Here is a 14,713-nt window from a genome sequence, read left to right as displayed (position 1 = left end):
GCGTTATAAACACAAAGCCCGCGGCGGGTTGAGAGCACATGTGCTCTTGCCCGCCGCGGGCTTTCGCGTTGGCGAGACCGGCTGGTGTCAAGGCAGGGGCTACGCACCGATAGGATGGAGGCAGAGAATATTGTTGGTAGCGCACGCAACTGTTGGTGGTGCGCAGGGAAGGAGCACATCATGACTGGTTCGCCGCGTGCAGCTAAGTTGGCCCAGCGCATCAAGGTGGTTATGGCGCAGGCTCTCACGAAGGTGGTTCGTGATGATGCGATGGAGTCTGTGACGGTCACGGATGCGCGCGTGACGAATGATCTTCAGAATGCGACCGTCTACTACACGGTTTTGGGTGACGATGAGCAGAAGGCTCAGATTGCTGAGCTGTTCGAAGCCAACCGTGGCCGTTTGCGTAAGGAGCTGGGCTCGCAGCTAACAACTCGCTTGACCCCAACCTTGGAGTTCGTTCCGGATGAGGTCCCGATGAACGCCTCCCACGTTGAGGAGCTGTTGCGTGCCGCCCGTGAAAAGGACGCTGCGGTAGCTGAGCTTGCCGAGGGCGCAGAATACGCTGGGGATGCTGAGCCGTATAAGGCACCGGAAGACGAGGCTTAAGCGCTGTATGTCTCAAGCGCAGACTGAACCGACCCCGGGCCTGGTTGTTGTTGATAAGCCCGCTGGGATGACCAGCCACGATGTGGTGGGTCGCTTGCGGCGGCTCGCTGGTACCCGGAAAGTGGGGCATGCGGGCACGTTGGATCCGATGGCGACCGGTGTGCTGGTTGCCGGTGTGGGTCGAGCTACCCGGCTTCTGACCTATATCGTGGGCGAATCGAAGACCTATGTGGCTACGATTCGTTTGGGGGAAACCACCACGACTGAGGACGCCGAAGGGGAGATCCTTGAGCGTCGTTATGTTGCGGCGGTGACTCGCCCCCAGCTTGACGATGCGGTGGCCGGGTTGACGGGGGAGATTCAGCAGGTGCCCTCGGCTGTTTCGGCGATCAAGGTGGACGGTAAACGCGCTTATCAGCGGGTCCGTGACGGGGAGAACGTGCAGTTGCAGGCCCGGGCCGTCACGGTGAACCGTTTCGATGTTTTGGATGTTCGCCGCGCCGATGACGGCACGACGATGGACGTTGACGTTGTGGTCGATTGCTCTTCTGGCACATACGTGCGCGCCTTAGCGCGCGACTTGGGCGAGGCTTTAGGTGTGGGCGGCCATCTGACCGCGTTGCGGCGCACGCGTGTGGGTGGCTTCAATTTGAGCCAGGCCCGCACGTTGGAGCAGCTGGGACAGCAGTTCAGTGTGTTGTCGCTCGCGAATGCTGCCCGCGCGCTGTTCCCGGTCCGGCACGTGAGCGATCAGGAAGCGATTGAGCTCGGGCACGGCCGGCGCATCACGCCGTCGGAGTCGGCGGGGGTGACCGCGGCGATCGACCCGGCCGGTGACTTGATCGCTTTGATCGAGAACAAGGCTCAAGGCACGCATTCGATGGCCAAACCCGCCTTGGTTTTCGCGCCGCGCTAGGCACAGACCCGCCTTCGGTGGTTTTCTAGCTTGCTGGTTTCTCAGTTGTTGGCTTTCTAGGTTGTTGTTCGAGGAGATTCTGTAGTCGTGTTGATGGATGGCTTCGCGATCGCGGGCGTTGTGGTGTGCGTGATCTCGATGATCGTTGGTATCGCGATGACGGTGATCCGCACCTTCCCGGCGGACTCTTCGATTCTGAGCCTCGCGTTGGTTGAGCTGTATCTGGTGGTGTACGGGATTCAGGCCGCGGTGCGGCATGCCGGCTCTGCCCCGCTTCTAGGCGCTGGATGGGAGTTCTGGGGATACCTCGCGACCGCTTTGTTGCTGGTTCCTTTGGCGGCATGGTGGGCGATCGGGGATAAGTCCCGCTGGTCCAACACCGTGATGGCCGCGGCAGGCTTCACTGTGCTGGTCATGCTGGTTCGTATGCAGCAGGTGTGGCACGGTCAAGGATTCTTTGCCGGCTAGGGATTCGGTGGGCTAGGGATTGATGAGTGGAATGGATAATCACGTGAAGGATACGGCACAGCCAGATAACGCACCGCAGCCAGATAACGCACCGCAACCAGATAACGCACCGCAGTCAGATAACGCAGTGCAGCCAGATAGCCCAGTGCAGACGAAAAATAAGGGCCTTGGCCGGATCCTGGTTGCGGTGTATGGCGTGTTTGCGTTGTCGGCTCTTGCGCGTTCTGTGTATCAGATTGCGACTGATTTCTCGCTCGCGCCGGTCGCGTTCTCGCTCTCGGCGCTCGCGGCTGTGATCTACATCGTGGCTACGGTCGCACTCGCTCTACCGGGTGTCACAGCCTGGCGTGCGGCGTTCGCGGCGGTGATTGTTGAGTTCGTTGGTGTGGTTGCGGTCTCGATCTTGTCGTATATCTCGCCTGAATTGTTCCCGAAGGCGAGCGTGTGGAGCCATTTTGGTCAAGGCTACGGTTATGTTCCGTTCGTTCTGCCCATCATCGGTTTCTGGTGGCTGTGGGTTCACCGGCCCCACAAGGTCGCGGCGTGAGCGTAGAGCGCAGCGGTCGTGGCGTTCGTGAGAGAATAGCGCGGGGTGTCACGGACGGGTGCTTATCCGGCCCGGCCACCGCATCGTGAGGTGACAAGCGCACACCGCGGTGACGTGAGAATCGATCTTCAGCACACGAGGAGTCTTTGTGCATATTTGGACGGATCCTTCTGAGGTTCCGGAGTCGCTGACGTGTTCGGTGGTGACGATCGGTAATTTCGATGGCGTTCACCGCGGGCACATGGCCTTGCTGGAACGGGTTGTTGAGCTCGCTGCCGCGAGCGAGCCGCCGTGTGCCGGTGTTGTGATGACGTTTAGCCCGCATCCTGCCACGGTGCACCGGCCGGCGTTTGCGCCGGTCCCGATCATGGCTGATGAGATCAAGGACATCCACTGTGCTGAGGCCGGGGTTGACGCGGTTCTGCGCCTGAACTACACGTGGGAGTTCGCGCAACAGACCCCTGAAGAGTTCGTGAAGAACTACGTGGTGGATGTGTTGCATGCCCGTGCCGTGGTGGTGGGTGAGGACGTGCGGTTCGGCCTGGACAACGCTGGTGACATCGAGTGTTTGCGCACGCTGGGTGAGAAGTTCGGTTTCGAGGTTGTCACGCTGGCTGATGTGGGGCTGCAACGGCGCTGGTCCTCGACGTGGGTGCGTGAAGCGCTGCAGGTGGGGGATGTGAAATCCGCGGCGGAGGTTTTGGGCCGTAATCACCGCATGTTCGGGACGGTGGCGCACGGTTTCGCGCGCGGCCGCGAGCTCGGTTTCCCTACCGCGAATCTGGCCGATGACGCGACCGGTCTGATGCCGGCTGACGGCGTGTATGCGGGCTGGTTGATCGATCAGGCCGGGGTGTGGTGGCCGTCTGCGATCTCGATTGGTACGAACCCGACGTTCGATGGCGTGGTGCGTGTCGCTGAGGCGTTTGTGATGGACCGTCCCGAGGGCGAGCAGGTCGAGGACTTTAACTTGTATGAGCAGGATGTGGTGCTCGAGTTTGTGGACCACTTACGGCCAACCATCACCTACCGCGGCCCTGAGGCGCTCATCGAGCAGATGCACATGGACGTTGACCGTGCTCGTGAGATTCTGCGCGCTGATGCCAAAGCCCGCCCTGACGTGGTCAAAGTAGCCGCTGGTTGAGAACGGTTCAGGTTTGACGGGGCAAGTCCCGAATCTTCCGCAGCGCGGGCCGAATCTGGCTGGCGCGAAGCGTGCGTTGATCGGTTCTGCGTGGGCTGGTTCGGGTGCCGACTACGATGCGGTTCGGCCCACCTATCCGCGGTGGTGCGTGCCGTGGTTGCTGGGTGGTAGCGCTATCCGTCGCGTGGTCGAGGTCGGCGCGGGGACGGGCTTGTTCACGCGCGACCTGGTTGCATCGGGGCATCGGGTGATAGCGGTTGAACCTTCCGTATCGATGCTTGAGGTGCTGCGGAAACAGGTTCCTGGGGTTGAACACACGTTGATCGGCACGGGGGAGTCCACCGGGCTGGAGGAAACGGTCGATGCGGTGGTTGCCGCGCAAGCGTGGCATTGGGTTGATCCGATCGAGGCTGGCGCCGAGGCCGCGCGCATCACCCAGGCAGCGAGTGACCCGGTGCTGGGGCTTGTGTGGAATCAGCTGGATGTGCAGGTTCCGTGGGTGCACCGTTTAGCGCGGATCATGCATGCCGGAGATGTGCATCGGGATGCTCAAGCTGCCGCGCGGGCGGGGCCGCTGTGGCGTATCGAGGCGGTCCGCGAAGACCGTTGGGTGCAGCGGCTCAGTGTTGAGCAGGTGTTTGAGCTGACCCGCACGCGAGCCTATTGGTTGCGGGCGAATCAGAAGACCCGGCAACGGGTTGAAGATAACCTGCGCTGGTACTTGCACGAGCATCTGGGATTTGAGCCGGGGGAGTGCATCGAGCTTCCGTACAGGACGCTCGCGGTACGCAACACACGCACGTGAGACTCGCGTGAAGCGGCCCGCCGCCGCTGTGTTCTGAGGCTCATCGCGGGCTTTGGATCGGCTTGATAGACTCATAACTGGTGTTAGCTGCAGTCCGCGGTGGCTACCACCCCCGGCGACGATGGCCCAGCGATATCAGTTGAGGGCGATCCCGTGCGGGTTCACTGTACGCGGCACACTCTCAAGGAGTAAATACATGGCTCTTGACCAGGCCGTAAAGCAAGAGATCATCAAGGAATACGCGATCCACGAGGGCGACACTGGTTCCCCTGAGGTTCAGATCGCTGTCATGTCCCGTCGTATCTCTGACCTGACTGAGCACCTGAAGCATCACAAGCACGACCACCACACCCGTCGTGGCCTCATGGCCCTGGTCGGTCGCCGCCGCCGCATGCTCGGCTACCTCAAGTCTGTAGACATTGAGCGTTACCGTTCGCTGATCGAGCGCCTCGGTTTGCGCCGCTAATGTCTCACGTTTAACGCCCCGGAAGACCTTTCCGGGGCGTTAACGCATCAGAAGTTCAAACATCAATATCTAATCCAATACAGCGTCACCGACGTTCACGCTAACTAGAGAATCGCGTGTGGTCCTCGGTAGTGGCCCGCGGTGCAGTATGTCCGGAACACGTCCTCAACAGGGCGGCCGGATGTTCGTCCTCAAGAGGGCGGCCAGATTGCAGTACCGATGGCCTCGATCGAGCACCAACCGCGAAAACGCGTTTCGTTGTTGACGTGCATTTTGAGGAGAAAACTGTAGTGGAAGCTACTGACATTCAATATTCAGAGGCCGTGATTGATAACGGCCGTTTTGGTAAGCGCACCATCCGTTTCGAGACCGGCCACGTAGCCAAGCAGGCTGCTGGTTCGGCGATGGTGTTCCTCGATGATGACACCTCGATGCTCTCGGCAACCACCGCCGGTAAGCATCCGCGTGAGGGCTTCGATTTCTTCCCGCTCACCGTCGACGTTGAAGAGCGCATGTACGCCGCGGGTAAGATCCCGGGCTCGTTCTTCCGTCGTGAAGGCCGTCCATCGACTGAGGCGATCCTCGCGTGCCGTCTGATGGACCGCCCGCTGCGCCCGTCCTTCGTCAAGGGCCTGCGTAACGAGGTTCAGATCGTGGTCATGGTGACCTCGATCAACCCGGATGATTACTACGATGTGGTCGCTATCAACGCTTCCTCGATGTCGACTCAGCTTTCGGGTCTGCCGTTCTCCGGCCCGATCGGTGGCGTGCGCATCGCGCTTATCGAAGACAGCGAAGGCCCACAGTGGGTTGCGTTCCCAACCAAGACCCAGCTTGATGACGCCGTGTTCAACATGGTTGTTGCAGGCCGCGTTGCTGGCGATGATGTTGCGATCATGATGGTCGAGGCTGGCGCTACCGATCACGCGTGGGAACTCATCCACGATCGCGGGGTCACGGCACCGACCGAGACCGTTGTAGCTGAAGGCCTCGAAGCCGCCAAGCCATTCATCCGTGCACTCGTTGAGGCGCAGGCTGACCTCGCATCGCGCGCGGCTAAGCCTGCCCGTGAGTTCCCGATCTTCCTCGACTTCGAAGACGACGCCTACGAGGCAGTCGAGAAGATCGCTGCGCAGAAGCTTGCAGAGGTCTACCAGATCGCTGATAAGCAGGAGCGCCAGGACGCTGACGATGCGCTGAAGGAAGAGGTCCTTGAGGCTCTGGCCGGTGAGGGCAAGGAGTTCGAGGAACGCGAATCCGAGGTCTCCAAGGCATACGGTGCACTCACCAAGCACATCGTGCGTCAGCGCATCTTGAAGGACCAGGTCCGCATCGACGGCCGTGGTTTGACTGACATCCGCCAGCTGCTGGCCGAGGTCGAGGTTCTGCCGCGCGTTCACGGTTCCGCGATCTTCGAGCGCGGCGAAACCCAGATCATGGGTGTTACGACCCTGAACATGCTCAAGATGGAGCAGCAGATCGATTCGCTCGCCCCAGAGAAGGCGAAGCGCTACATGCACCACTACAACTTCCCGCCGTTCTCCACGGGCGAGACGGGCCGTGTCGGCTCGCCGAAGCGCCGCGAGATCGGCCACGGCGCCCTCGCGGAACGCGCCCTGGTTCCGGTTCTGCCATCGCGTGATGAATTCCCATACGCGATCCGCCAGGTTTCTGAGGCGTTGGGCTCCAACGGTTCGACCTCGATGGGGTCAGTCTGCGCATCGACTTTGTCGATGTACAACGCTGGTGTTCCGCTCAAGGCCCCTGTTGCAGGTATCGCGATGGGCCTGGTCACCGACACGGTGGACGGCGAGACCCGTTACGCGGCCCTGACTGACATCCTCGGTGCTGAAGACGCGATGGGTGACATGGACTTCAAGGTGGCCGGTACCCGCGATTTCATTACCGCGATCCAGCTGGACACCAAGCTCGACGGCATCCCAGCCTCCGTGCTCGCTGCCGCACTCAAGCAGGCTCACGAGGCCCGCGTTCACATCCTGGACGTCATGGATTCTGCGATCGACGCCCCAGACGAGATGTCCCCATACGCTCCACGCATCATCTCGGTGAAGATCCCAGTGGACAAGATCGGTGAGGTCATTGGTCCTAAGGGCAAGATGATCAACCAGATTCAGGAAGACACCGGCGCTGAAATCTCGATCGAAGATGACGGCACGGTCCTGATCGGCGCCACTGACGGCGCTGCGGCTGAAGCTGCACGCGCAACGATCAACGCGATGGCTAACCCGCAGATCCCTGAGGTTGGCGAGCGTTACCTCGGTACCGTGGTGAAGCTGACCTCCTTCGGCGCGTTCATTTCGCTCACGCCAGGCAAGGATGGCCTGCTGCACATCTCCGAGTTGCGTAAGCTCAACGGCGGCCAGCGCGTCAACGACGTCGAAGACGTTGTGGGCGTGGGCCAGAAGCTCCAGGTTGAGATCACCAAGGTTGACGACCGCGGCAAGCTCTCGCTCGCCCCAGTCGTTGACGAGGAAGCAGCTGAGAAGGACGCCGAGTAAGGCGTCAGCGCACGCGTGGCGTGATCGCTTGAGCTGATTCGCTGATACGCGGGCCCCGGAACCAGTCAACGGTTCCGGGGCCTTTTGCTGTAAGGGGGTCTTGTGCTGTAAGGGTCTGTGCGTCTGGTGCCCACGTCATGCATCGTCATTGGTTTGGGTTGCGAGTGAGGCGTGGATCACGATGGTTAGCATTGTTAACCAAACGCTCTTAACTAAGCATTACTAACCATCGGCGCAGTTGTATTGGATTCTGGAGGGGCGATGTCTGCAGTAGAGGCGTTCTTGGCCGGGGTGGCATCCGGTTCGATAGAGATGGTGGATCTTACGGCGCCGTTGTCGTCTGAGACTCCGACGTTGACGTTGCCTGACCCGTTCCCGAACCTGAATGACTTCAGCCTCGAACAGGTCTCGGCCTATGACGAGCCGGGCCCGTTCTGGAAGCACCACAACATCCGTACCGGTGAGCACATCGGAACCCATTTGGATGCCCCGATCCACTGGATCAGCGGCCGCGAGGGTAAGGACGTATCCCAGATCGATCTGCCGCGGCTGACTGGCCCGGCGGTGGTCTTGGATTTCACCGCTGAGGTTGAGGCTGACCCGGACTTCCTGGTTGATGTCTCACACCTGAAACAGTGGCAAGAACGTCACGGCGCGTTCTCGGAAGGAGCGTGGCTTTTGTTCCGCACCGGCTGGGATCAGCACGACCACAGCGAGGAAGCGTTCCTGAACGCGGACGAGGCCGGTTCCCACACCCCAGGCTTCACGGTCGAATGCGCCCGCTACATGGCGGATGAGCTACCGATTTCGGGTATGGGCGTTGAGACGGTCGGGATCGATGCCGGCCGCGGCGGGGAACAGGACCCACCGTTCCCGGTGCACTACTATCTGCTGGGTGCGGATAAATACGGGATCACGTCGTTGAAGAACCTCGCGAAGCTACCAACAAATGGTGCGATGATCTGTGTGGCCCCGCTACCGATCGTGGGCGGCACCGGCTCCCCATGCCGTGTCTACGCGTTCCTTGAGAAGCAAAGCAGGCGCTGAGAAGTAGAACAAGCACGGCGAAGTAACGCCTCCGGTGCGAACTCGGCCCTGCCGTCACTGAGGTTGGGTGCCGTCGCTAAGGCATTGGAAGATTGAAGAAGTGGTTATGAACGTCGCTGAACAGGTCGCAGCCCTGCTGGCCCAGTTGGGTGTGGGGCACGCTTTCGGTGTGGTGGGTAGCGGTAATTTCGTGGTCACGAACGCGTTGAAAGCCCACGGGGTCCCGTTCACCGCGGCCCGTCACGAGGGCGGGGCGGCGAACATGGCGGACGCGTATGCCCGTGTTTCGGGCAAGGTTTCGGTGCTGAGCGTGCATCAGGGCTGTGGGCTGACGAACGCGACCACCGGGATCGGTGAGGCCGCGAAGTCCCGCACCCCGATGATCGTTCTGACCGGTGAGTCCGCGGCGAGCGCTGTGAGCTCTAACTTCGCGATGGATCAGGATGGGCTAGCGGAGTCGGTGTATGCGGTCTCGGAGCGGCTTCATTCTGCTGAGACGGTGGTGGACGATGTGGTGCGCGCCTATCGCACGGCGGTCAACGACCGCAGGACGGTGGTTTTGAACCTCCCGTTGGATGTTCAGGTTCAGCCCGCGTACGCTGATCAAGCCGGTCCGGCCCGCGCTGTTCCAGCCGCTGAGCGTCTACATCGGGCGGAACCTGTGCGGCCTTCGCGGGTGAGCGTTGCCGCGCTCGCGGAGCTGATCATTCGGGCGCAGCGCCCTGTGTTCGTTGCTGGGCGCGGCGCGAAGCACGCAGGTGGTGTGATCTCGCAACTGGCGGAGCATACGGGTGCGCTGTTGGCTACCTCGGCGGTTGTGAAGGGGCTTTTCAACGGCAAGGATTACAACCTCGGGATCTCCGGGGGATTCTCATCGCCTGTGACGGCCGAGCTCATCAGCAACGCGGATCTCATTGTGGGGTTCGGGTGCGCGATGAACATGTGGACCATGCGGCACGGAACCCTGATCAGCCCGGATGCGGCGGTGGTGCAGGTCGATTGTGAAGACGCCGCGCTGGGGCGTAACCGGCCCATTACGCTCGGGGTGCTCGGCGACACCGCCGAAACCGCCGCCGATGTGCTTGAGCACATCCGTGAACAGCACCCGGCACCTCGCACCGGCTACCGGACGCAAGCCAACCGCGAACTCATCGCTTCCCGCAGCTCGTGGGCGAGCGAACCCTACAGCGACTTGTCCACTGACGCCGGAACGCAAGCGCGCATCGACCCACGTACGTTGACCATCGAACTCAACAAGATCCTGCCTGCCGAACGCATCGTGAGCATCGATTCGGGTAACTTCATGGGGTATCCGAGCCAGTTTCTGGATGTTCCGGACGCTGACGGGTTCTGCTTCACGCAGGCTTTCCAGGCGATCGGGCTGGGGCTGGGCACCGCGATCGGCGCGGCGCTGGCCCGGCCGGACCGGATGCCGGTTCTGGGAACCGGGGATGGTGGATTCCATATGGCGATCGCGGAGCTTGAGACAGCGGTCCGGTTGCGGCTTCCGCTCGTGTGCATCGTCTATAACGATGCCGCATACGGAGCCGAGATCCACCACTTCAACGCGGACGGTTCAGAACCTGACATGTCCACGGTCACGTTCCCGGATACCGACATCGCGGCGATCGCCCGCGGTTTCGGAGCCGAAGGGGTTACGGTGCGTAGGGTCCAGGACCTCGCGGCGGTACGCGAATGGCTCGCTAGCGATCCTCAAGCGCCGCTCGTGATTGACGCGAAGATCGCATCGGACTCCGGGGCGTGGTGGCTCGCGGAAGCCTTCAAAGGCCACTGAGCTACCTCAGCCGCGGTGCTGTATAACCACTGAGTCACATAACCCACTGAGTCGTATAACCTACTGAGTTGCATAGCTTGCTGAGCTATATAACCTAGCGCGAAAGGATTTCGTTGTGCCGATAGATTTGCCGTTGGTCCCGTCCCCTGAGCGTCTTGAGCAGACGCTTCGGCAGGATGAGGACGGCTCGGTGGTTCGCCGCACGGTTTTGCCTTCAGGGGTTCGGATTCTGACGGAGCACATGCCGGCGGCACTTTCGGCTTCGGTGGGTTTCTGGGTGGGCGTGGGTTCCCGTGATGAGGCTGAAGGCCAATACGGTTCCACACACTTCTTGGAACACCTGTTGTTCAAGGGCACCCCGACCCGTTCGGCCTTCGATATTTCCTTGGCTTTTGACCGCGTGGGTGGGGAAGCGAATGCCGCAACCACCAAGGAGACCACGTGCTATCACGCCCGCGTTTTGGGTGAGGACCTGCCGATGGCGATCGAAGTCATCTCTGACATGGTGACCCAGCCCCTCCTGGACCACGAAGAAGCCGAACGGGAGCGCGGGGTCATCTTGGATGAGCTTGCGATGGATGCCGATGACCCGCTCTCGATGGCCCACGAGCAGTTCTCTCGGCTCATCTTCGGGGAGCATCCACTGGCCCGCCCCGTCGGCGGTACGCGTGCCGAGATCCGCGAACTCAAGGTTGCAGAGTTCCGTGACCACTACAACAAGTATTACTCCCCGGAAACGCTCGTGATCACGGCGGCGGGCGCGGTAGAGCACGATGAGGTGGTTCGGTTGGCTACCCAGGCCCTCAAAGACGGTGGCTGGGATCTAGAGACCGAACGCACTCCGATGCCGCGCCGCACCGGCGTGTACGGGGTAGAAGTGGACGCGCAGGCGCTGGCAACCCACGACGGTATCCCTGAACCTGTTGAGGAGCTGCGGGCAATGCCGGGATCCCAGTCCGGTGTTTTCCGCATCTATAAAGACATCGAACAAGCCCAAGTGTTCCTGGGCGTTCCGGGCCTGCCATCGGATTCAGAGAACCGCTTTGCGCTCTCGATCCTCTCCACGGTGCTAGGCGGGGGAATGTCCTCACGCCTCTTCCAGGAAGTGCGTGAACGCCGCGGACTCGCGTACTCAACCTTCGCGATGACCGCCGGCTATTCAGACACCGGGTTCTTCTCACTGTATGCCGGATGCGCACCCGAAGACGCCGAAACCACGCTCACGGTCTTAGGGGAGCAGTTCGATCTCATCGCAGCTGCCGGCATCACCGAGGACGAACTCGACTGGGCAGTCGGCTCACTCGCCGGCCAATCCGTTTTGACCGGCGAGGACCACGGGCCACGCATGTCACGCCTGGCAGGAGCTGAACTCATGACCGGCCACTACGTAACCCTCGAAGAAACACTCGAGAAACTGCGGGCTGTAACCGTCGATGAGGTCAAGGCGCTCGCCGCCCGTCTAGCCGCGCAACCGCGAACCGCCGTGATCCTCGCGCCCGAGGCTTTCATCGGCCAGGCCGGTGATCTAACTGAGCCCGGTTACGTCACTGAGCCTGATTACGTAACTGGGGCTAGCGGCGCCGCCACCCGGTAACCTTAACGGCAACTGCGCTTTACAACGGCAGAATTAGGTTTCACGGGCAACCGTGTCAGGAGGAATCGTGGCTGAAAAGAACATGGCGAACGTCGAGAGCTTCGAGCTTGACCACACCGCGGTCAAGGCTCCCTATGTACGTCTCATCGCGGTAGAGCACGGTCCTGAAGGCAACGGAGTCATCTCCAACTTCGACCTGCGTTTGCTACAACCCAACCACGAGGCGATCGACACCGCTGGCCTACACACCATCGAACACCTCCTGGCGGGCCTGCTACGCACCCGGTTGGATGGCATCATCGACTGCTCTCCATTCGGATGCCGCACCGGCTTCCACCTCATCACGTGGGGCACCCCCAGCATCGAAGAAGTGGCCCGCGCGCTCAAGTCCTCACTTGAAGCGATCCGCGACACCGTCGAATGGGAAGACGTCCCAGGCACCACCGAGGTTTCGTGCGGTAACTTCAAAGACCACTCGCTGCACTCAGCGAAGGCCTGGGCAGAACGCATCCTGCGCGATGACTTCTCACTCGACCCATTCGACCGCAGCGCCACGGTTTAGAAACGGCACAGTTCGAATACCGCACCGCATCAGAACGCTAAAACCTCACTTTGGAGCAGCACATCGTGACTGACACGCAGACCACCTCGCCTCTCCGCGTAGCCGTGATCGGCGCCCGCGGGCGCATGGGATCCCAAGCCGTTGAGGCCGTCGGGAACGCACCGGATATGGAGGTGGTCGCACAGATCGGGCGAGGGGACTCGCTGGATGCGATGCTCGATGCGAACGCGACCCACATGGTGGATCTGTCCGTTCCATCAGCGACTGCCGATAACGTCGCGTTCGCTATCGAACACGGGATCCACGCGGTTGTTGGCGCTACCGGCTGGGATGCCGACCGCCTCGCCGCAGTCCGCACCCAGCTTGAAGGTCAGCCGGAGGTTGGGGTTTTGATCGCCCCTAACTTCGCGCTCGGTGCCGTGCTTGCCGCACAGTTCGCCGCTCAAGCGGCACCGTATTTCGAATCGGTTGAAGTGATCGAGATGCATCACCCCGACAAGGTCGATGCGCCCTCCGGCACCGCGGACCGCACGGCCCGCATGATCGCCCAAGCGCGTGCCGAAGCCGGACGGGCACCAAGCCCCGATGCAACAGAAACCGACCCGCACGGAGCGCGCGGGGCCGTGGTCGACGACGTTCACGTCCACGCGGTGCGCCTACGCGGCCTCGTGGCTCATCAAGAGGTGCTACTGGGCGGTGAAGGCGAGATGCTCACGATCCGCCACGACTCTTTCGACCGTGTCTCCTTCATGTCTGGGGTCCTGCTCGGCTTGCGCACCGTCGCGCAACGGCCCGGGCTGACCCACGGGCTGGAAGGCTACCTCGACCTCGGCGCATAGAGGCAGGTATAGCGCAACACTATGAAAGCGAAAATCTTCACCGGCATCATCCTGGCCGTCTACATCATCTATCTCATCGCGTTCTTCGGGTCCGTGGTGAGGTTGTGGCAGACCGGCGAGCCGATCGGGATCGCGCTGGGCGCCGCGATCCTCGTGGTCCCGCTCATCGGCGTGTGGATCCTTGTACGCGAGGTCGCGTTCGGCGCCACGACTGAGGCCATGGCCAAAGAACTAGAAGAGCAAGGCCTACTGCCACGCGATGACTTGCCGCGCATGCCGTCGGGGCGCATCGTTAAAGAAGCCGCAGACGAAGACTTCAAGAAATACGCGGCAGAAGCCAAAGAACATCCTGAGAGGTGGCAGTCCTGGCATCGGCTCGCGCTCGCATACGATGCGGCGGGGGATCGCCGGCGTGCCCGCGAATCCATGCGCACCGCCATATCGCTTCGCAAACAAGCCCGAAACAGCACAGACAGGTAACCTGGGAACCATGGCACTTCACACTGATCGTCCACGCTTCGGAACACTGCTGACCGCAATGGTGACGCCCTTCAAGGCCACCGGTGAGCTCGACCTTGACGCCGCGCGCGCCCTGGCCCGAAAGCTTGTTGACGACGGCTGTGACGGGCTGGTCGTGACCGGAACCACGGGCGAAACCTCGACATTGACTGACGAAGAGAACGTCGAAATGTTCAAGGCAGTCGTCGAGGAAGTCGGGGACCGCGCCGCTGTCGTGGCGGGCACCGGAACCAACGACACCCGCCACTCGATCAACCTCTCCCGCATGGCGAAAGAGGTCGGCGTTGACGGGCTGCTGCTGGTGACCCCGTACTACAACAAGCCATCCCAGGCAGGCATCCAAGCCCACTTCGAAGCCATCGCCGATGCGGTAGACCTACCCGTGATGCTCTATGACATCCCAGGCCGCTCCGTGAAACCCATCGAGACCGAAACGATCGTAGCGCTGGCCAAGCACCCCAACATCGTGGCCCTCAAAGACGCCAAGGGCGACCTCATGGAGACCACCAAGGTCATCGCCCGCACCGACCTTGACATCTACTCGGGTGAAGACGGGCTGACACTGCCTCTGCTGGCGATCGGCGCGATCGGGCTTGTATCCGTGACCGCGCACATCGCGGCTGCGCAATACCGCACCATGATCGACGCGGTCGCCAACGGTGATCTTGCGACCGCACGCAAAGCTCACGCGGACATCGACCCGCTCCAGCGTGGCATCATGAGCCACCTCCAAGGAGCCGTGGCATCGAAAACAGTTCTTCAGCGGCAGGGTGTCCTGCCGAGCGCTCACGTCCGCCTCCCACTCGTGGAGCCTACGGATGCTGAGCTCGCCCCCGTACTCGCAGACCTCGCGGAGGGCGGTCTACATCTATAGAAAGGCTTA

15 protein-coding genes are annotated in these 14,713 nt (G+C 61.5%); all 15 read left to right on the top strand.

Features of this window, described 5'->3' with window-relative positions; all coding sequences use genetic code 11:
* The first annotated feature begins 180 nt into the window (after positions 1-180).
* The 15 genes from rbfA (at position 181) to dapA (ending at position 14,704) form a co-directional block, all read left to right on the top strand.
* The gene (gene rbfA, locus MHJ63_RS04595) at positions 181-609 is read left to right on the top strand and encodes a 30S ribosome-binding factor RbfA (RefSeq protein ID WP_035756935.1); all 429 of its coding nucleotides are present in this window, start codon (positions 181-183) and stop codon (positions 607-609) included.
* Between the two features lie 7 nt (positions 610-616).
* Positions 617-1,525 carry a tRNA pseudouridine(55) synthase TruB gene (gene truB, locus MHJ63_RS04590; RefSeq protein ID WP_239446286.1) on the top strand — a complete coding sequence of 303 codons (909 nt, stop codon included), beginning with the start codon at positions 617-619 and terminating at the stop codon, positions 1,523-1,525.
* A 93-nt stretch (positions 1,526-1,618) separates the two neighbouring features.
* Complete coding sequence (locus MHJ63_RS04585; protein ID WP_035757076.1) at positions 1,619-1,993, top strand: hypothetical protein; 375 nt, start codon at positions 1,619-1,621, stop codon at positions 1,991-1,993.
* A 31-nt stretch (positions 1,994-2,024) separates the two neighbouring features.
* Complete coding sequence (locus MHJ63_RS04580; protein WP_239446285.1) at positions 2,025-2,540, top strand: hypothetical protein; 516 nt, start codon at positions 2,025-2,027, stop codon at positions 2,538-2,540.
* A 148-nt stretch (positions 2,541-2,688) separates the two neighbouring features.
* Positions 2,689-3,684 (top strand): bifunctional riboflavin kinase/FAD synthetase, encoded by a 996-nt coding sequence (locus tag MHJ63_RS04575; RefSeq protein WP_052048567.1) that lies wholly within the window; start codon positions 2,689-2,691, stop codon positions 3,682-3,684.
* Positions 3,685-3,697: 13 nt separating this feature from the next.
* Positions 3,698-4,489: a class I SAM-dependent methyltransferase gene (locus tag MHJ63_RS04570; protein ID WP_239446284.1), complete on the top strand. Its 792-nt coding sequence runs from the start codon at positions 3,698-3,700 to the stop codon at positions 4,487-4,489.
* Between the two features lie 196 nt (positions 4,490-4,685).
* Positions 4,686-4,955, top strand: a complete 270-nt coding sequence (gene rpsO, locus MHJ63_RS04565; RefSeq protein WP_035756943.1) for a 30S ribosomal protein S15 — start codon at positions 4,686-4,688, stop codon at positions 4,953-4,955.
* Positions 4,956-5,245: 290 nt separating this feature from the next.
* A complete protein-coding gene (locus MHJ63_RS04560) occupies positions 5,246-7,474 on the top strand; it encodes a polyribonucleotide nucleotidyltransferase (protein ID WP_239446283.1) in 2,229 nt (742 codons plus the stop codon).
* A 261-nt stretch (positions 7,475-7,735) separates the two neighbouring features.
* Positions 7,736-8,521 carry a cyclase family protein gene (locus MHJ63_RS04555; protein ID WP_239446281.1) on the top strand — a complete coding sequence of 262 codons (786 nt, stop codon included), beginning with the start codon at positions 7,736-7,738 and terminating at the stop codon, positions 8,519-8,521.
* Between the two features lie 106 nt (positions 8,522-8,627).
* Complete coding sequence (locus tag MHJ63_RS04550; protein ID WP_070507810.1) at positions 8,628-10,316, top strand: thiamine pyrophosphate-binding protein; 1,689 nt, start codon at positions 8,628-8,630, stop codon at positions 10,314-10,316.
* Positions 10,317-10,443: 127 nt separating this feature from the next.
* The gene (locus MHJ63_RS04545; RefSeq protein WP_084590481.1) at positions 10,444-11,910 is read left to right on the top strand and encodes a M16 family metallopeptidase; all 1,467 of its coding nucleotides are present in this window, start codon (positions 10,444-10,446) and stop codon (positions 11,908-11,910) included.
* A gap of 67 nt (positions 11,911-11,977) precedes the next feature.
* Positions 11,978-12,472, top strand: coding sequence for an S-ribosylhomocysteine lyase (locus MHJ63_RS04540; protein ID WP_332253787.1), 495 nt, complete (start codon positions 11,978-11,980; stop codon positions 12,470-12,472).
* Between the two features lie 65 nt (positions 12,473-12,537).
* Positions 12,538-13,311 carry a 4-hydroxy-tetrahydrodipicolinate reductase gene (gene dapB / locus MHJ63_RS04535; protein WP_256276263.1) on the top strand — a complete coding sequence of 258 codons (774 nt, stop codon included), beginning with the start codon at positions 12,538-12,540 and terminating at the stop codon, positions 13,309-13,311.
* Between the two features lie 21 nt (positions 13,312-13,332).
* Positions 13,333-13,791 (top strand): hypothetical protein, encoded by a 459-nt coding sequence (locus MHJ63_RS04530; RefSeq protein WP_035756957.1) that lies wholly within the window; start codon positions 13,333-13,335, stop codon positions 13,789-13,791.
* 10 nt (positions 13,792-13,801) lie between these two features.
* On the top strand, positions 13,802-14,704 hold the full coding sequence (dapA, locus tag MHJ63_RS04525) for a 4-hydroxy-tetrahydrodipicolinate synthase (RefSeq protein ID WP_070490721.1): 903 nt from the start codon (positions 13,802-13,804) through the stop codon (positions 14,702-14,704).
* The last annotated feature ends 9 nt before the right edge of the window (positions 14,705-14,713 follow it).

Origin of the sequence: Pseudoglutamicibacter albus (assembly GCF_022346425.1) — a bacterium.
Taxonomy (GTDB): Bacteria; Actinomycetota; Actinomycetes; order Actinomycetales; family Micrococcaceae; genus Pseudoglutamicibacter; species Pseudoglutamicibacter albus.
Note: the sequence above shows the minus strand (reverse complement) of the source record. Positions and strands in the feature narration are given on the sequence as shown.